This is a genomic window from Nocardioides panzhihuensis (genome assembly GCF_013408335.1).
Classification (GTDB): Bacteria; Actinomycetota; Actinomycetes; order Propionibacteriales; family Nocardioidaceae; genus Nocardioides; species Nocardioides panzhihuensis.
The window spans coordinates 3,499,285-3,516,185 of the sequence record NZ_JACBZR010000001.1; the positions used below are offsets into that span (position 1 = coordinate 3,499,285).

15 protein-coding genes are annotated in these 16,901 nt (G+C 70.4%); 5 read left to right on the plus strand and 10 right to left on the minus strand.

What is annotated here, in order from left to right; genetic code table 11:
• Positions 1-4: 4 nt before the first annotated feature.
• The gene (dnaJ, locus tag BJ988_RS16590; RefSeq protein ID WP_179658972.1) at positions 5-1,198 is read right to left on the minus strand and encodes a molecular chaperone DnaJ; all 1,194 of its coding nucleotides are present in this window, start codon (positions 1,196-1,198) and stop codon (positions 5-7) included.
• 37 nt (positions 1,199-1,235) lie between these two features.
• The gene (gene hrcA, locus BJ988_RS16595) at positions 1,236-2,270 is read right to left on the minus strand and encodes a heat-inducible transcriptional repressor HrcA (RefSeq protein WP_179658973.1); all 1,035 of its coding nucleotides are present in this window, start codon (positions 2,268-2,270) and stop codon (positions 1,236-1,238) included.
• 194 nt (positions 2,271-2,464) lie between these two features.
• On the opposite strand from hrcA, the gene BJ988_RS16600 reads away from it, so the two are divergent.
• Positions 2,465-2,737, plus strand: a complete 273-nt coding sequence (locus BJ988_RS16600; protein ID WP_179658974.1) for a hypothetical protein — start codon at positions 2,465-2,467, stop codon at positions 2,735-2,737.
• A gap of 19 nt (positions 2,738-2,756) precedes the next feature.
• The gene (locus tag BJ988_RS16605; protein ID WP_179658975.1) at positions 2,757-3,605 is read left to right on the plus strand and encodes a DUF3097 domain-containing protein; all 849 of its coding nucleotides are present in this window, start codon (positions 2,757-2,759) and stop codon (positions 3,603-3,605) included.
• A gap of 24 nt (positions 3,606-3,629) precedes the next feature.
• Here the strand turns inward: BJ988_RS16605 and BJ988_RS16610 are convergent, their stop codons facing one another.
• Both BJ988_RS16610 and hemW read right to left on the minus strand, forming a co-directional pair.
• Complete coding sequence (locus tag BJ988_RS16610; protein WP_179658976.1) at positions 3,630-3,824, minus strand: PspC domain-containing protein; 195 nt, start codon at positions 3,822-3,824, stop codon at positions 3,630-3,632.
• A 79-nt stretch (positions 3,825-3,903) separates the two neighbouring features.
• Positions 3,904-5,115 (minus strand): radical SAM family heme chaperone HemW, encoded by a 1,212-nt coding sequence (gene hemW / locus BJ988_RS16615; protein WP_179658978.1) that lies wholly within the window; start codon positions 5,113-5,115, stop codon positions 3,904-3,906.
• Between the two features lie 69 nt (positions 5,116-5,184).
• On the opposite strand from hemW, the gene BJ988_RS31390 reads away from it, so the two are divergent.
• The gene (locus BJ988_RS31390) at positions 5,185-5,892 is read left to right on the plus strand and encodes a GNAT family N-acetyltransferase (RefSeq protein ID WP_179658979.1); all 708 of its coding nucleotides are present in this window, start codon (positions 5,185-5,187) and stop codon (positions 5,890-5,892) included.
• A 125-nt stretch (positions 5,893-6,017) separates the two neighbouring features.
• Here the strand turns inward: BJ988_RS31390 and BJ988_RS16625 are convergent, their stop codons facing one another.
• From BJ988_RS16625 to BJ988_RS16640, 4 genes are all read right to left on the minus strand, one after another.
• Positions 6,018-9,467: an error-prone DNA polymerase gene (locus BJ988_RS16625; RefSeq protein WP_179658981.1), complete on the minus strand. Its 3,450-nt coding sequence runs from the start codon at positions 9,465-9,467 to the stop codon at positions 6,018-6,020.
• A 14-nt stretch (positions 9,468-9,481) separates the two neighbouring features.
• Positions 9,482-11,005 carry a DNA polymerase Y family protein gene (locus tag BJ988_RS16630; protein WP_179658983.1) on the minus strand — a complete coding sequence of 508 codons (1,524 nt, stop codon included), beginning with the start codon at positions 11,003-11,005 and terminating at the stop codon, positions 9,482-9,484.
• Positions 11,002-11,691: a hypothetical protein gene (locus BJ988_RS16635; RefSeq protein ID WP_343051656.1), complete on the minus strand. Its 690-nt coding sequence runs from the start codon at positions 11,689-11,691 to the stop codon at positions 11,002-11,004. Before BJ988_RS16635 ends, BJ988_RS16630 begins: the two co-directional genes overlap by 4 nt.
• Before the next feature lie 138 nt (positions 11,692-11,829).
• Positions 11,830-13,614, minus strand: a complete 1,785-nt coding sequence (locus BJ988_RS16640; RefSeq protein ID WP_179658984.1) for a serine hydrolase domain-containing protein — start codon at positions 13,612-13,614, stop codon at positions 11,830-11,832.
• 141 nt (positions 13,615-13,755) lie between these two features.
• Here BJ988_RS16640 and BJ988_RS16645 point away from each other — a divergent pair, with 141 nt between their 5' ends.
• Positions 13,756-14,259, plus strand: a complete 504-nt coding sequence (locus BJ988_RS16645; RefSeq protein ID WP_179658985.1) for a SigE family RNA polymerase sigma factor — start codon at positions 13,756-13,758, stop codon at positions 14,257-14,259.
• A complete protein-coding gene (locus tag BJ988_RS16650; protein WP_179658986.1) occupies positions 14,256-15,335 on the plus strand; it encodes a hypothetical protein in 1,080 nt (359 codons plus the stop codon). Before BJ988_RS16645 ends, BJ988_RS16650 begins: the two co-directional genes overlap by 4 nt.
• Here the strand turns inward: BJ988_RS16650 and BJ988_RS16655 are convergent, their stop codons facing one another.
• Entirely contained in the window at positions 15,336-16,595 is a 1,260-nt protein-coding gene (locus BJ988_RS16655; protein WP_179658987.1) for an MFS transporter, read from the minus strand.
• Complete coding sequence (locus BJ988_RS16660; protein WP_179658989.1) at positions 16,592-16,756, minus strand: hypothetical protein; 165 nt, start codon at positions 16,754-16,756, stop codon at positions 16,592-16,594. Before BJ988_RS16660 ends, BJ988_RS16655 begins: the two co-directional genes overlap by 4 nt.
• Positions 16,757-16,901: the final 145 nt, after the last annotated feature.

Here is a 16,901-nt window from a genome sequence, read left to right on the forward strand (position 1 = left end):
CGGATCAGTGCCCGTTGAGGGTGTCCTTGAACCAGGAGAAGACGCCGCCCTTGTGGGACGCCTTGAGCTGGCCCTGGACGGACTCCTCACCGCGCATCTCGGCGAGCTGGCGCAGCAGCGCCTCCTGCTCGAGGTCGAGCTTGGTGGGGGTCTCCACGTTGACGGTCACGATCAGGTCGCCGCGACCGCCGCGCAGCCCGGGGACACCGCGGCCACGCAGGACGTGGTCGGTGCCGGACTGGGTGCCGGGCTTGAGGTCGATCTGGATCGAGACGTCGTCGGGGTCCATCTGGTCGGCGACCTCGCCGACCAGGTCGGCCTCCAGCGTCGGCAGGTTGAGCGTGGTGCCGAGCGCGGCCGCGGTCATCGGGACCTTCGCGATGCAGTGCAGGTCGTTGCCTCGCCGCGTGAAGGTGGCGTGCTTGGCGACGTGGATCTCGACGTAGAGGTCGCCGGCGGGGCCGCCGCCGGGGCCGACCTCACCCTGCTCGGCGAGCTGCACCCGGGTGCCGTCGTCGACGCCCGGCGGGATCTTGACGGTCAGGGTGCGGTGGGAGCGGACCCGGCCCTCGCCGCTGCAGTCGCGGCACGGGTCGGGGATGACGGTGCCGAAGCCGTTGCAGGCCGAGCACGGGCGCAGCGTACGGATCTCGCCCAGGAAGGAGCGCTGCACGACCGCGACCTCGCCCTGGCCGCGGCAGGTCTCGCACGGGATCGGGTGGGAGCCTTCCGCGGCCCCCTCGCCGCCACAGGCGTCACAGACGACCGCCGTGTCGACCTTGAGGTCGCGGGTGACGCCGAACGCCGCCTCGGCGAGGTCGATGTCGAGACGGATGAGGGCGTCCTGGCCGCGGCGTACGCGCGGACGCGGGCCGCGCCCGGCGCCCGCACCACCGGCTCCGGCGCCGCCGAAGAACGCGTCCATGATGTCGGTGAACGAGAAGCCCGCGCCCTGCGCGCCGAAACCGCCAGCGAACGGGTCGCCGCCCCGGTCGTACGCAGCCCGCTTCTGCGGGTCGCTCAAGACCTCGTAGGCGTGGGAGATCTCCTTGAACTTCTCCTGCGACTCGGCGTCGGGGTTGACGTCCGGGTGGTACTGGCGCGCCAGCTTCCGGTACGCCTTCTTGATCGTTGCGTCGTCGGCGTCCTTGTCGACACCGAGGAGCTCATAGGGGTCCAACGTCGGTCTTCCTGCCATCGAAGTTCGCTGATCTTCCTTGAATCGAGTCTGTTGCTCAGGCCTCGTCCAGGATCCGGGAGAGGTAGCGCGCCACCGCGCGCACCGCAGCCATGGATCCGGGGTAGTCCATCCGGGTCGGGCCGACCACGCCGAGCGTGGCCAGCGCCTCGTCGCCCGGTCCGTATCCGGTCGCGACCACGCTGGTCTGCGACAGCTCCTGATAGGGGCCCTCGGCACCGATCCGCACCGTGACCAGTCCGCCCGCGGTCGCCTCACCCATCAGCTTGAGCAGCACGACGTGCTCCTCGAGGGCCTCCAGGAGCGGGCGCACCGCGGTGTCGAAGCTGTCGCCGAAGCGGGCCAGGTTGCTGGTGCCACCGATGGAGATCCGCTCGTCGGAGCGGTGGTCGTTCATCGCCTCGATCAGAGCCTCCGCCACCGCGGCGGCGAGGGTGTCGTGCGGGGCGTCGGCGGGCTGGCCTGCGGGGCGGGCGATGCTGCGCAACGCCTCACCCGCCTCGGCGATGACGACGCCGTCGACCGCGGTGTTGATCTGCGTACGCAGGCTCGCCAGGGTCTCCTCGGAGACCTCCTCGGTCACCTCGAGCAGGCGCTGCTCGACGCGACCGGTGCTGAGGATGAGCACGAGGAGGAGGCGGGTCGGAGCCAGCGCGACCAGCTCGACGTGGCGTACGGTCGAGCGGCTCAGGGTCGGGTACTGCACCACCGCGACCTGGCGGGTCAGCTGGGAGAGCAGCCGGGTCGAGCGACTCACGACGTCGTCGAGGTCGACGGCGCCTTCGAGGAAGCCAGCGATCGCCCGCTTCTCGGCCGCGGTCATCGGCTTGACCGTGGTCAGCCGGTCGACGAAGAGCCGGTAGCCCTTGTCGGTCGGCACCCGGCCGGCGCTGGTGTGGGGGGCGGTGATGTAGCCCTCCTCCTCCAGCGCGGCCATGTCGTTGCGCACGGTTGCCGGCGAGACACCCAGGCCGTGACGCTCCACGAGCGCCTTGGAGCCGACCGGCTCCTCGGTCTTCACGTAGTCCTCGACGATCGCTCGGAGGACGGAGAGCCTGCGTTCGTTCTGCATCTGCACTCCTATCGCCCTGGCTGCCTGGCACTCATTCCGCGCGAGTGCCAATCCTACCGGTTCATCGGCAGGGAACCAGTTCGCGGTGGTCGTCCGCCCTGTGGAACGAGACACGTCTCTCGTCATCGAGACAGCCTTAGGTTAGGCTGACCTTAGAGATCCCGCTTCATCGCTTCCGCCCCACTGGAGGGTCCATGATCGCCAACGAGGTGCTGACCCGCATCACGGCCCACGCCAACGAAGAGCACCAGGCAGACCTGTGCCACACGCTCTCGGCGCGGCTCGGGCTGCGGCCTCGCCACATCGTGGGCGTACGCCTCTCTCACCTCACCGCCGAGAGCGTCGAGGTCTCCTGGATCACCCTCGACGGCGGCCACCACGCGACGTTCCGGTTCCCGGAGGCCGCGGTCACGGCGGACGATGTTCTCGAGCAGCTCGGGCGAGTGCTGGCCGGTTCTCGCTGCTGATCTCAGTAGCATTCTCCGGATGAGCGATCGCTACGGCTCCGACGTCCTGTCCGGTGACTGGCGCAAGCCCAAGCATGGGCGTGCCGTCGAGACCCCCGCAGAGCTGGGCGCGGTGGTGGAGGAGGTCGAGACCGACTTCGTCGGCGAGATCGTGCAGATCGACCGCGACCTGCACACGCTGACCCTGGAGGACCGGCGCGGCAAGCGGCGTACGTTCCCGCTCGGCCCGGGCTTCTGGCTCGAGGGCAAGCCGGTCATCCTCACTCCCCCGGTGACCCGGGTTGCGCCCTCGAAGCCAACCCGGACGGCCTCGGGTTCGGTCGCCGTCGACGACGTCAAGGCGCGGGTCGCGCGTGAGTCGCGGATCTTCGTCGAGGGCCGCCACGACGCCGAGCTGGTCGAGAAGATCTGGGGCGACGACCTGCGGATCGAGGGTGTCGTCGTCGAGTATCTGGGCGGCGTCGACGACCTCGCCGACCATCTGGTCGACTTCCGTCCGGGGCCGTCGCGCCGGGTCGGTGTGCTCGTCGACCACCTGGTCAAAGGTTCGAAGGAGGCTCGGATCGCGGAGTCGATCCGGCGCTCCAAGGTCGGTCAGCACGTGCTCATCGTCGGTCACCCGTTCATCGACGTGTGGCAGGCGGTCAAGCCGGACCGGGTCGGGCTGGAGGCCTGGCCGAACGTGCCCCGCTCGATCGAGTGGAAGAAGGGCATCTGCCAGCACCTGGGCTGGCCCCACCGCGACCAGGCCGACATCGCCCGGGCGTGGAAACACATCCTGGGGCGCGTGAACACGTTCGGCGACCTCGAGCCCGACCTGCTCGGTCGGGTCGAGGAGCTGATCGACTTCGTGACGGCCGAGCAGTGATCGAGCAGTGATGTGGTGCAGCGATCAGTAGGACGACTTCTTCGGCATGATGATCCACAGCACGAGGTAGACGACGACCTGCGGTCCGGGCAGCAGGCAGGAGAGGACGAAGGCCAGCCGGATCAGGTTGGCGTTGATGCCGAACCGCTCGCCGAGACCGCCGCAGACGCCGGCGATCCATTTGTTGTTGGAGGGGCGGGAAAGAGTTGTGGTTGCCATAGCTCCACCATGCCCTGTCCGACGGTGTTTACCAATCAGGATCTCCCCTGATCCTCTGATCAGGACCGATGCCCCGGGCTCAGGGGAGCAGGTCCCGGACCACCGCGTCGGCCAGGAGCCTGCCGGTCTCGGTGAGGACGATCGTGTCGTCGGAGACGGTGACCAGGCCGCGGCGTACCTGATCGGGCAGGGCCGCACGGCCATCGTCGTCGAGGGCGTGAGTGGACAGCCCGTCGGCGAGGCGGAGCTCGAGGAGGACGCGCTCGACGCGCCGGTCCTCCTCCGCCAGGATCTCGCGGGCGTGGGCCGGGCTCTGCCCGCTGGTGATGCGATCGGCGTACGCCTTGGGGTGCTTGACGTTCCACCACCGCGTGCCGCCGACGTGGCTGTGCGCGCCGGGACCGACACCCCACCAGTCGCCGCCCTGCCAGTAGAGCATGTTGTGACGACAGCGCTGGGTCTCGTCGGTGGCCCAGTTCGAGACCTCGTACCAGGTCAGGCCGTGCGCTCGGAGGGTGGCGTCGGCCAGCTCGTACTTGTCGGCGAGGTCGTCCTCGTCGGGCATCTCGATCTCGCCTCTCCGGACCCTGCGCGCCAGAGCCGTGCCGTCCTCGACGATGAGGGAGTAGGCCGAGATGTGGTCGGGGTTGCTGGCCAGCGCGGAGTCGAGGCTCGTCTTCCAGTCGGCGACCGACTCGCCGGGCGTGCCGTAGATGAGATCGAGGGAGACCTGCTCGAAGCCGGCCTCGCGGGCCCACTCCACGACCAGCGGGACCCGCTCGGGGTCGTGGGTGCGGTCGAGGGTTGCGAGCACCTGCGGCACCGCTGACTGCATGCCGAAGCTGAGCCGGGTGAAGCCGCCCGCGCGCAGGGTCCGCAGGTAGTCCAGGTCGACGGAGTCGGGGTTGGCCTCGGTCGTCACCTCGACGTCGTCGGCGAGACCGAACTCGTCCTTGATCGCACCGAGCATGCTGACCAGGTCGTCCGCCGGCAGGAGCGTCGGGGTGCCGCCGCCGAAGAAGACGGTGTCGACCTGCTTGTCGCTGGCTCCCAGCACCCGGCGCGCCAGCCTGATCTCCTCGATGGCCTGGTCGGCGTACGTCTGCCTGCTCACGCCGGGGCCGAGCTCCGTCGCGGTGTAGGTGTTGAAGTCGCAGTAGCCGCACCGGACCGTGCAGAACGGGACGTGGACGTAGAAGCCCAGCCCCTTCTCCCCCAGCGTGCTCAGCGAGTCGGCCGGCAGCGACCCGTCGGCGGGGGCGGGGTCGCCGGGAGGCAGAGCGGAAGGCACCTGTCCATTATCGAGCCACCTGTCGATAATGGTTAACCGTGCCTGGTGCGATGATGGGAAAATCCCAGGGTGTCCGTCTCTCAGCCCGATCTTCTTCTCGACGATGTCCTCGACAACCCGGTGTGGTCGTCATTGACCGGGGCACATGCCTGGCTCGCGGAGGGGACCGGCCTCGCTCGCCGCTATCGGCCCGACGTCTCGCCCTTCGCCGCGGTCTCCGACCCGCGCGAGCCGCAGGCGTGGCGCGACCTGGCCGAGGCCGTCGGACCTGGTGGCACCGCGCTCATCACCGGAGCCGGCGGTGTCTGCGGGGACGGCTGGTCGGTCCTCGGAGGTGGCGAAGGGGTCCAGCTCGTCGAGACGCCACGGGTCGCCGCGGCGCCTGATCCCGAGGCGGTCGTGCTCGGGGCCGCCGACGTACCCGAGATGCTCGACCTCGTCGCTCGCACCGAGCCCGGACCGTTCGAGAAGTCGACCCACACGATGGGTACGTATCTGGGGCTGCGCGACGAGGGCCGCCTCGTCGCGATGGCCGGTCAGCGGATGCATCCGGACGGGTGGATCGAGATCAGTGCCGTCTGCACCGCTCCCGAGGCCCGCCGCCGCGGGCTCGCCCGCCGTCTGGTCCTTGCCGTCACCGCCGACATCCACGCCCGCGGCTGTCGGGCGTTGATGCACGCCTCGGTCACCAACACCAGCGCCATCTCGGTCTACCTGGGGCTCGGCTTCGAGCAGCGCCGGCGTACGACCTTCGAGATGTTCCAGGCGGCCGGCTAGCGCCGAGGCGTCACCCGCGTCGGCCGAGGCGTCGCGTACGTCGTGCGAGAGGTCACCGACTGCCATCTCGCACGACGGGAGTGACGTCTCGGCCGACGGGAGTGACGTCTCGGCGGGGTCCGCGGTCAGCGGAAGTCGCGGGAGCGGTGGCGGGAGGCGATGGCCTTGGCGGCCTCGGGGTGGATCTCCTCGAGCGGGGCGAGGCGGTCGGCGACCAGGTTGGTGACTCCGTCGTTGCGCTCGAGGATGCCGCGGATGAGCATCACCGAGGTGGAGACCGCGATCTTGCGGTGCTTCCTCCACAGGCCGGCGGAGCAGACGACGTTGAGCATCCCGGTCTCGTCCTCGAGGTTGATGAAGGTGACCCCGCCCGCGGTCCCGGGGCGCTGGCGGTGGGTGACCAGGCCGGCGACGGTGATGCGTCGGCCGGACTCTGCGGTGGGCAGATCGCTGATCTTCGGGAGCCCCGCCGCGGTCAGACCGGGCCGGAGGTGGGCGAAGGGGTGGCTGCCGGGGGTCACACCGGTCGCCCAGAGGTCGGCGAGGGTCTCCTCGACCGGGTCGAGGCCGGGCAGCTCAGGCGTCTCGGCGGTGAACCGCACCCCCTCGAGCTGGTCCTCGGACTCGGTCCAGCCCGCCTGCCACAGCGCCTGGCGACGGCTCGCGGTGAACACGTCCAGACATCCCGCGGTCGCCAGCGCCTCGAGCTGGGCCCGTTCCAGGCCGGCGCGTCGGGAGAGATCGAGGGAGTCCTTGAGCGGCGCCTCCTCGCGAGCCTTCACGATCCGCTCGGCGACGTCCTTGCCGATGCCGCGTACGGAGTCCAGCCCCAGCCGCACCGCAAAGTTCCCGTCACGCCGGTGCTCCGGGGTGGGGTCGGGGGTGCCGGGCACCCACTCGGTCTGCTCTCCGTCGAGCAGGCACTCCGCCCGCCCGGTGGCCTCGACGGGCTCGGTCTCGGGATCGAGGGGCTCCAAGCCGGCCGTCGCTTGGCTGAGCACCAGATCCGGGCGGCGTACGTCCACACCGTGGCGGCGGGCGTCCTGGGTCAGCGACTGCGGTGAGTAGAAGCCCATCGGCTGGGCCCGGAGCAGGCCGGCCAGGAAGGCAGCCGGGTAGTGGAGCTTGAACCACGACGAGGCGTAGACGAGCTTGGCGAAGCTCAGCGCATGGGACTCGGCGAAGCCGAAGTTCGCGAAGGAGAGGATCTGGGTGTAGACCGCCTTGGCGGTCTGCTCGCTCATCCCCTTGGCGCGCATGCCGCGGTAGAGCTTCTCCTTGAGCGAGTCGATGCGCTCGACGCCGCGCTTGGAGCCCATCGCCCGACGCAGCAGGTCGGCATCGTCGTGCGAGAAGTCGCCGAGCACCCGGCCCATCTCCATGAGCTGCTCCTGGAACAGCGGCACCCCGCGGGTGCGCTCCAGCACCGGGATCAGCAGCTCGTGGGCATAGCTGGCGGGCTCGCGACCGGTGGCCCGGCGTACGTAGGGATGGACCGCTCCACCCTGCACCGGCCCCGGCCTGATGAGCGCGATCTCGATGGCCAGGTCGTAGAAGCATCGCGGCTGCAGCCGCGGCAGCGTGCCGATCTGCGCGCGCGACTCGACCTGGAAGACCCCGATCGAGTCGGCCCGGCAGAGCATGTCGTAGACCGCCGGCTCCTCCTTCGGGATGGCCGCCAGGGTCCACTGCTCGTCCAGGTGCTCCGCAGCCAGCCGCATCATGTGGTCGAGCGCCGCCAGCATCCCGAGCCCGAGCAGGTCGAACTTCACCAGCCCCATGTATTCGGCGGCGTCCTTGTCCCACTGGATCACGGTGCGCTTCTCCATGCGGGCGCGCTCGATGGGCACCACCTCGCCGATCGGCTCCTCGGTCAGCACCATGCCGCCGGAGTGGATGCCGAGATGGCGCGGAGCTCCGTGGATCTCCTCGGCCAGCGCCAGGACCGGAGCGGGGATGCCGACGTCGTCCGGTGCCTCGACGCGGGAGTAGCCGAGGTGCTTGGACCAGGCGTCCTGCTGACCGGGGCTGTGCCCGAGCGCCTTGGCCGCGTCCCTGACCGCCATCTTCGGCCGGTAGCCGACGATGTTCGCGACCTGTGCGGCGTTGCGGCGGCCGTAGGTGTCGTAGACCCACTGGATCACCTTCTCCCGCTTGTCGGAGTCGAAGTCGACATCGATGTCGGGCTCCTCCTCCCGATGCTCGGAGATGAACCGCTCGAAGGGCAGTCGGTAGAAGACGGGGTCGATCGCGGTGATCCCGAGCGCGTAGCAGACCGCAGAGGCGGCCGCGCTCCCCCGCCCCTGGCAGAGGATCTTCTCCTTCCGCGCGAACGCCACGATGTCGTGCACGATCACGAAGTAGCCCGCGAAGTCCTTGCGCTCAATGACGTCGAGCTCATGCTCCATACGCTTGCGGGCCTTCGCGACGAACTTCGGGGCGGCGGCGTACGCCTCCGCATAGCGCTCCGCGAAACCTTCCTCGGTCAGGTGGCGCAGCCAGCTCGCGGCGGTCTCGCCCTCGGGGATCCCGCGCTTGGGCAGCTTCGGGGTGGCCTTGCGCAGGTCGAAGGCGCACTCCTCGGCGATCTCGACGCTGCGTGCCACCGCGCCCGGGTAGCGCCGGAAGAGGTGCTGCATCTCCTCCCCCGACCTGACGTACGCCGCAGGCCCCGCCGGGAGCCAGCCGGCGATGTCGCTCAAGGTGCGCCGCGCGCGGACCGCCGCGAGTGCTTCTGCCACCCGGTGCCGGTCGGGCGTGGCGTAGTGGACGTTGTTGGTGGCGACCGTGGGCAGACCGGCCTCGCGGGCGATGTCGGCGAGCATGTCGTTGTCGTAGGAGTCGGTCGGGTGGCCGCGGTCGGTCAGCTCGACGACTACGTTCTCTTTCCCGAAGCGATCGATGAGGCCCCGCAGCGCCCGGGCCGCGGCGATCGGGCCGGTGCTGGTGAGAGCCTGGCGGACCTCGCCCTTGCGGCAGCCCGTCAGAATCAGCCAGCTGCCGGAACGGGCCCGGTCGGCGAGCTCATCGAGGTCGTAGGTCGGCCGCCCCTTCTCGTCGCCGCGCAGCTGTGCCTCCGTGATCGCGCCGGCCAGCTGCCGATAGCCGTCGACGCCCCTGGCCAGCACCAGGAGGTGGCTGCCCTCGGGGTCGGCGACCCCGTTCTGCGGCTTGGTCAGGCCCAACGACAGCTCGGCACCGTAGACGGTCAGCAACCGCTGCCCCGGCGCGAGCTTCTGCGCCGCCTCGGCGCTGTACGCATTTACCGCCTCCGCTAGGGCAGGAGCCCCATAGAACCCGTCGTGGTCGGTGATCGCGATCCCGTGCAGACCCTGCCGGATCGCCTCGGCGACCAGCGCCGACGGCGAGCTCGCTCCGTCGAGGAAGGAGAAGTCGGAGTGGGCGTGGAGCTCGGCGTACGGCACCACCGGGCCCTCCGGCCCGCGCACCTCCCCCTCAGGAAGCCGCTTCTTGCGCCGGGAGATCGGTGCGTCCCCGTAGGGATCAGCGGGCGGACGGCCCGAGAGCCGTCGCTCCAGCTCCTTCCACGGGATCTCGGGGTTGTTCCAGCCCATCGGTCGAAGCCCCGTCAGTCATAGCTGGCTTCAGTGAGCCAGTGGTCGGTGTCGAAGGTGGCCAGCCAGGCGCGGCCGTCGACCCCGACGAGCTGGAAACGGGCGACCCGCCGCCCGCCGCCGGGCTCCCACCACGCCTCGGTGACCGGCCACGGACCGGCCCAGGAGGCGATCCGCTGCCAAGGTTGGCCGGCTGCGGGCCGGTAGCGGGCAGGGTCGGCGGAGACGCCGCCGCGCGGGAGCACCAGCACCTGTCGCCCGGCCTGGTCGCAGACCTCCGCCGGCCACGGATCGGCCAGGACCCGAGCCGGAGCCGGCGGCGGGATCGATCCCGGCCATGGCAGCCCACGGTCGCGGAGGGTGCTGGGACGATCACCCCAGGGGACGTACGCCTGCCGGTCGCTCGGGCTCCGGCCCCCCTGGAGCACCGGGGCGACGACGGCCTCGTGACCGAGCAGCCCCTGCACCCGGGCGATGCCGCGATCGACACGCTCGTTCGTGCCGCCCCAGAGGCCGTCGGCGTGGACCGCCTCGGAGACGGCGACCTCGGGGACGAACCGGACCTCGGTCACCGCTCCCCCGCCCCTGCGCGCGACCCCGGCCAGCTGCCAGTGCAGCCGGTCGATGAGATCGACCGAGGAGAACCATCGCGGATGCGCCCAGGTGCGTACGGAGTCCGAGACGTCCTCCATCCCGACCTCGATCCGCACCTCGGTGCAGACCTCCTGTCGAGCCGCCAGGCCTTTCACGAAACCCTCCGCCGCCTGCCGGGCCGAGAAGCAGACCGCCTCGGCGGAGTCGAGCGGCGGCTCGAAGGCCACCTCGGTGGTGAGCTCGGGCGGTGGCATACGCCCGGTCACCGGCCGCGCTCCCTCGCCGTGGATCACCCGGCGGACCCAGGCCGCCTGCGCGCCGAAGCGCGCCTTGACGTCGGCGCCGGGCAGATCGGCGAGGCCGCCGAGCGTGGTCAGGCCGAGTCGCTGCAGCAGGCTGACCGCGTCCGCGTCCTCGAGGACATGGACCGGCAGCGCGCGAAGAAACGCGGTGGAGCCGCCGTCTTCCGGGACGGCGTACGTCTCCTGCAGCCCGGCGCTGCGCGCGGCCTGCTCGGCGGTGAAGAGCTCGTCGGCGATGCCGATCCGTACGTCCCAGATCCCGAGCCCGACCACGCACTCGGCGATCTCGGCGCCGGCCTCGGCCTCGCCGCCGTAGAACCGTGCCGGCGAGCGCAGCGCGACCAGTCCGGGACGCAGCGGCATGACGCCGGGGCGCAGCTCCTCCAGGCGCACCAGCACCTCCTCGAACACCCGCGCGTCGCGGGCGTCGTCGGCGGCGAGCACCTGCACCTCGGGGCAGCGCGACTGCGCGTCCCGGCGCCGCATCCCGCGCTTGACCCCGAACTCCCGTGCCGCCTGGTTGCAGGCCTGGACCCGGTTCTGCGCGAAGACCGCCGCCGGCAGATGCCGCGGCAGCCCCTGCTCGCTCAGCGCCGCGGCGACCGGCCAGTCGGCGCACCAGACCACCAGCGTGCGATTCATGCGGACTCCTGTTTGCGCAGTTCAGCAATGCCCTTGACCGGTTCGAGGACCCGCCGCATGCCGCCGTCCTCAGCCGGGAACCAGAGCGCCGTACGCCGCGGCGGAGCCGTCCCGCGCACCGCCTCGACCACCATCCTTCTCGCCCGGAGGTGGCCGTCGCCGTTGCCCAGCCCGACCCAGCGCGGCTCGGTCGCCCGGAGGCGTACGTCTGCTCTCGGCCACTCCCCCAGCGCGACCAGCGCGGCGCCGCGGGTGCGCAGCCTGGCGCCGATCTTCTCGGCGACGCCCGGGGTCACCCGACCGGTCGGCCGGACCAGCACCAGCGTGACCACGTCGACCAGCGCCGCGGTCGCCTCCAGCCAGGAGTCCTTGGGCCGCGGCACCAGGATGGTCCGCTCCAGGTCGACCCCGGCCTCGGCCGCCGCCTCGGCACCGAAGTCCTCCACCCCGACGACGGCGGTCCACTCCCCCGCCCCCGACGGCCCGGCCAGCAGCAGCATCGCCAGCGAGAGCGAGTCGGCCGCGTACGTCCCACCGGCCCGAAGCTGCACCACCCCGCCGAGCGCCTCGTGCGTGGCCAGCTCCGCGCCGACGCCCGGCTTCTGCTCCAGCCGTCGCACCTTCGACCGAAGCTGCTCGATCTGCGCCAGCTTCTGGTGTCGTTCGATCCCCGCTACCACTCCCACTCAATGAGTATCGAACATTTGTTCGAACGGAGCAAGGTCGAGACGTCACTCCCGCTGGCCGAGACGTCACTTACGTCGGCCGAGCGGGCAACGGAATGCCATCTCGGCCGACGCAAGTGACGTCTCGGCGCGGGGGGGTCAGCCGCGGAGCGCGGAGGCGAGGTAGGCGAGGCGGGGGTGGTCGGCGGTGGGGAAGGCGGTGACGGTGGCGGTCTCGGCCACCGCGATCTTCCAGTAGGTCGCACCGGCGACGACGACGAAGTCGGCCTTCGACGAACCATCACCGGACAGGGGCGTCGTGATCAGCTCGGGCTCGCCGAAGGCCCGCATCGCGGCGAGAACAGCGGAGTCCTCCTCGAGGGCGGCACGGGCGGCGGCGAGGACACCTTCCTGGGCGTCGGGGACGGCGTTGACACGCAGGGTCTGGATGCGCGGCTCGGCCTCCGGCGAGAGCATGACCTCGATGTCGTAGCGGCCCTTCTCGGCCGGCACCACGGCCAGCGCGACGCCCATGGCACGGGAGAAGTAGCCGTAGGGCGCGCCGCCCAGCGGCAGCCCGACCTTCGCCCGCGCCTGGGTGATCTGGACGCGCCGGGCGGCATCGGGCGCATCCAGCTCGACGTTGTCGGCGAACAACGACGGCAGCGCGAAGGCCTCGGCGCCGGCCGGATCGAAGGTACGCAGCCGCTCGACCACCCTCTCCAGCGCCGAGTCGAGCCGCGGCCGCAGCCCCTTGACCACCGTCGAGAACCGGTGCGGACCACCACCGGCGAGGTCGTCCGACACCAGCGAGCGCAGCGCGGCCATCGAGGTCGGGGAGGCCCCGGCGTACGTGCTGTTCGACAGCGTGATCACGCCCAGCCCGGTCGCCGGGTGCCAGACCATCCGCGAGCCGTAACCGGGGTAGCCGCCGGAGTGGTGGACGAACTGCCCGAGCCGGCTGTCGTGGTCGACCATCAGGCCGTAGCCGTAGCCCGTGGCGACCGCCCCGACACCCGCCCCGACACCCGCCTCGGCGCCGGAGAACCCGGAGAACCCCAGCGAGGCAGACACCGAGCCGAACCGGTGCAGCTGCTGCATCTCCCGTCGGGACGCCTTCGACAGCGGATGCGCGTCGGCAGCCGAGGAGAAGGCGCCCAGGAACCCGCCGACCCAGCGCGCCAGGTCGGCGACCGAGGAGTGCAGGCCACCCATCGCCGCGAACGAGCCGGACGGCACCGGCGGGATCGCGGCCCATGTCCGCGGACCCTCGAGCCGGTCGCCTGCCCAGGCCGGGTGCAGCGGCGGTACGTGACCGGGGACCCGGTTCGGCACCGCATCGGGCGAGTAGGCCGAGGAGGTCATCCCCAACGGCGCCAGCAGCTCGTGCTCGATGAAGTCCCGGTTGGCTCCCTCCGGAGACGAACCACCGACGACGTTCTCGATCGCGCGCCCGAGCAGCGCATAGCCCAGGTTGGAGTACTCGAACCCGACCCCGGGCTCCTGTCCGGTCGAGAAGCCCCCGTCGAGGAACGTCCCGAAGGCGTCGTAGGACAACGACTCCTGCCGGTCTCCCCACGGGTCATCGGTCGGCAGCCCGGCCGACATCGAGAGCAGCAGCCGCAGCGTCACCGCCGGCGAGTAGGCGGAGTAGGGCGCCTGGTCGACGAGCTCGGGCACGTACTGCGCGATCGCCTCGTCCAGGTCGACCAGCCCACGGTCACGCAGCAGAAGCACCGCGGCCGCCGTGAACGACTTCGACATCGACGCGATCCGAAAGGCGCTCTCCGCGGTCGGCGCCGGACCGCCCTCGGTCGTCGCTCCGAACGCACCGGAGTGGAGCAGCTCGGAGCCGCGTACGACGCCATAGACCAGCCCCGGAGTCAGGTTCTCCTCGAAGCGCTGGGAGAAGAGCTCGTCGACGACGGTGGTGTTGAGACTCATACGGGCGTTCCTTCGGTGCAGAAGTTGCTCGACGCATTGCAGCCTAGAGGCCACAGTTGCATCGTCAGCGCAACACCCACGCCATGCCGCCGCATCGAAGAGGCAGAGGCCCCGGACACGAGGGCCCAGACGGAGGACAGCATGGACACAGACTTCGACGAGTACGTGGTGACGCGCAGCGGCGCGCTGCTGCGGCTCGCCTACCTGCTGACGGGTGACGGTCACCGCGCCGAGGACCTCGTTCAGGACACCCTGGAACGCTTGTGCCGACGCTGGTCGAGGATGACCTACGTCGCCGACCCGCATGCGTACGCCCGCAAGATCCTGCTCAACCAACACCTGAGCTGGCGCCGCAAACGGGCCTCGAGCGAGCTCGTCGTCGCCGACCTGCCGGAACGAGCCGGCGAGGACGAGACAGAAGCAGTCGGCGTACGTCACCTGCTCTGGCAGCGCATCGGCGCACTGCCTCCGCGGCAGCGCGCCGTCGTGGTCCTTCGCTACTACGAGGATCTTGCCGACGCTGACATCGCCGAGGCGCTCGGCATCTCCGCAGGCACCGTACGCAGCAACGCCATGCGCGCTCTCACCAAGCTGCGCACCCACCCCGACCTCATGTCCACCACCCTTGCCGAGGAGACACGATGAGCACCGACCTCGATGACCTGATCCGCACCACTCTCGCCGAGCGCGCCGAGGACGCACCCAGCGCAGGGCGAGTGATCGCCCGCGCGCCGCGTCCGGGAGCCGCCCGCCGCACCACCGTCCGCCGCCGTTGGGCCCGTGGTCTCGCCACCGCCGGCCTCGCCGGCGCCCTCGCTGTCACCGGCGCCGTCCTCGCGCCCCGGCTCCTCCCCGGCGAGACCCCGTTCGAGCCGGCGATGAGCTTCGCCTATGACGGGGTGCCGCGTTCGGCCGAGGCCTACCGGCTCGTGCTCGACGCACCCGGGTGGGTCGTGCCCAGGTTCGACGGCTCGGTGACCGACGCTTCCCACATCGGTGCCATCCTCTACGAGCCGTCGGGCAGCGGGCCTCACGCCCCGCGCCTCGACATCAGCTGGGGAGACAGGTCGACCTACCAGGAGACCCTCGCCTTCGGCGGGACGTTCAACACCGGCACCGACGGCATCACCGAGCTTCCGATCGAGGTTCTCGGCCAGGAGGCGACCTACTGGAGCTACGTCGGCGGGAAGGACGTCGGTGACCGCGATGTCGAGACCGGCGAGGTCGCGCTGACCGAGGACGCCTTCCAGGTCGTGCTGCCGATCAGGGATGGCCACTACCAGGCGATCAAGGGCACCGGCATGTCGAAGGCGGAGTTCGAGGAGCTCCTCACCCAGCTGCGCTGGGCGGACCATGCTGAGTTCGACTCCGCCCTGCCCGACCGATATCTCACCGTCCAGGAGCGATCGGCAACGATCGAGCAGCTGCTCACCGGCGTACCTCTACCGGAGAGCTACGACGAGGGCCGGATCACCAGCCTCCAGCCGAACCGCTACCACCTGGCGCTGGACCTAGCGCGTGGCGCGGTCTGCGTCTGGCGCGATGAATGGCGGGCCGCCCGCGAGTCCGGAGACCAAGAGCGCGTGACGCACGCCGAGGACGTGCTCCAGCAGGCTGGGGAATGGCCGATGGACCAGGTCCTCGACGGCAACGACACCGGCGACCTCCTGGATCAGGCATCGACCGTTCTCGACGGTTCCGAGCGCTTCCTCTGCGGCTGATCAGTCTCGAAGCGGCTCTTGCGTACGTCCCTCGGTGGCAGGTTGCTCGATGCGTTGCAACCTAGCCACCGAGGGCACCGCAACCGTGGCAAGACAGATCAGGATGCAGAGCACACCGCTCGCCAGGAACACCGGTTGCGCCCCGAAAAGCGCCCCCAGCGGCCCGTACATCAGCTGTCCGATCGGCATCGCGATGTAGGACCCGAGCATGTCGTACGACCACGCCCGCGACTGCATCTCCTCGGGCACGTTCTCCATCATCGCCAGGTTCCAGCCGAGCCCGAAGATCTCGATCCCGGCGCCGGCGACGGCCATCACGATGATGAACGGCACCGTCTGCGGCCACAGCCCGAGCGCGATGAACGGAAGTCCCATCAGCGTGACGCCGAGCATCCCGGCACGCAGCGGATACCGAAGGGTCATCCGCATCAGCGCGAACGTCATGACCAGGATCCCGATCGCCTGGGCCGAGCTGCCCAGACCCCAGCCCTGGATGCCCAGGGAGGACGACTTGGCGTACACCGGCCCCAGCACCTGCATCCCGCCGGCCCACATCGTGTTGATCACCATGAAGGCGAGCACGACGACCCACAGCCAGGTGGTGGAACGGACGTACGTCCACCCCTCGACCAGGTCTGCGACGGCCGACGTCTTCGGGCCGGTCTTGTCGCGGTGCGGTATCCGCACCGGCAGCAGGAAGATCGCGGCGAGGAGCCAGGCCAGCGCGTCGATCGCCAGCGCCCAGCCCGCGCCGACCCCGACGACCAGGACGGCCGCGACCGACGGCCCGAGGATCGTCAGCGCGCCGCGCGACATCGACAGCAGCAGGTTGGCCGGCTGCAGGTCCTTCCTCGCGACCAGCTGCGGCACCATCCCCTGCATCGCCGGGTACGCCATCGCCGACATGGTGCCGTTGACCGCTTCGAGGACGATCAGCATCCAGATCTCGGCGTTGCCGGTGATGATCAGCCCGGCGGCGACAGCCTGGGTGAGCGCCGAGGACAGGTTCGAGATCTGCAGCACCAGCCGCCGCGGGAACCGGTCGGCGATCACGCCTCCGACCAGCAGGAAGATGACCATCGGGATGGTGTGCGCCGCCACGACGGCACCCAGCGCTGACGCCGAGTCGGTGACCTCCAGCACCGCGAAGGCCAACGCGATGTGCGACATCGAGGTGCCGGCGATGTTCACGAACCGTGAGGCGAAGAACCAGCCGAAGTCGCGGTCCTTCAGGACGAAGAGGCTCTCCTTGATGCTCATTCCCGATCGCCCTCGGGATCACCCATCACGAACGCGGCGGCCGTGAGGCTGACATGGACCGTGCCGTCCGTACGCGGCGGGCGAGCGTTGTCGTGGAGCAGGTCGGATGCGTCCTGGACGAGGTCGCGGACCCGCTCCCAGACCTCGGGGTCGACCCACATCTCCGCGTCGGTGGTCAGTCATCCGGAGCCGTAGCGGGTGCCCAGCCGCCCGCAGCCGCGAGATCTCCTTGTCCACCGAACTTCCCAAGAGTTGTTTGGGAGTGAGTCTGGCGAGACCGGGCAGAACCGTCAAACAATTAATTCG

Coding starts and splice junctions, on each gene's coding strand:
- BJ988_RS16630 (WP_179658983.1), bottom strand. CDS start 11,005: ATGAATCGCACGCTGGTGGTCTGGTGCGCCGACTGGCCGGTCGCCGCG.
- BJ988_RS16650 (WP_179658986.1), top strand. CDS start 14,256: ATGAGCACCGACCTCGATGACCTGATCCGCACCACTCTCGCCGAGCGC.
- BJ988_RS16625 (WP_179658981.1), bottom strand. CDS start 9,467: ATGGGCTGGAACAACCCCGAGATCCCGTGGAAGGAGCTGGAGCGACGG.
- hrcA (WP_179658973.1), bottom strand. CDS start 2,270: ATGCAGAACGAACGCAGGCTCTCCGTCCTCCGAGCGATCGTCGAGGAC.
- dnaJ (WP_179658972.1), bottom strand. CDS start 1,198: ATGGCAGGAAGACCGACGTTGGACCCCTATGAGCTCCTCGGTGTCGAC.
- BJ988_RS16640 (WP_179658984.1), bottom strand. CDS start 13,614: ATGAGTCTCAACACCACCGTCGTCGACGAGCTCTTCTCCCAGCGCTTC.
- BJ988_RS16645 (WP_179658985.1), top strand. CDS start 13,756: ATGGACACAGACTTCGACGAGTACGTGGTGACGCGCAGCGGCGCGCTG.
- BJ988_RS16655 (WP_179658987.1), bottom strand. CDS start 16,595: ATGAGCATCAAGGAGAGCCTCTTCGTCCTGAAGGACCGCGACTTCGGC.
- BJ988_RS16660 (WP_179658989.1), bottom strand. CDS start 16,756: ATGTGGGTCGACCCCGAGGTCTGGGAGCGGGTCCGCGACCTCGTCCAG.
- BJ988_RS16605 (WP_179658975.1), top strand. CDS start 2,757: ATGAGCGATCGCTACGGCTCCGACGTCCTGTCCGGTGACTGGCGCAAG.
- BJ988_RS16600 (WP_179658974.1), top strand. CDS start 2,465: ATGATCGCCAACGAGGTGCTGACCCGCATCACGGCCCACGCCAACGAA.
- BJ988_RS16610 (WP_179658976.1), bottom strand. CDS start 3,824: ATGGCAACCACAACTCTTTCCCGCCCCTCCAACAACAAATGGATCGCC.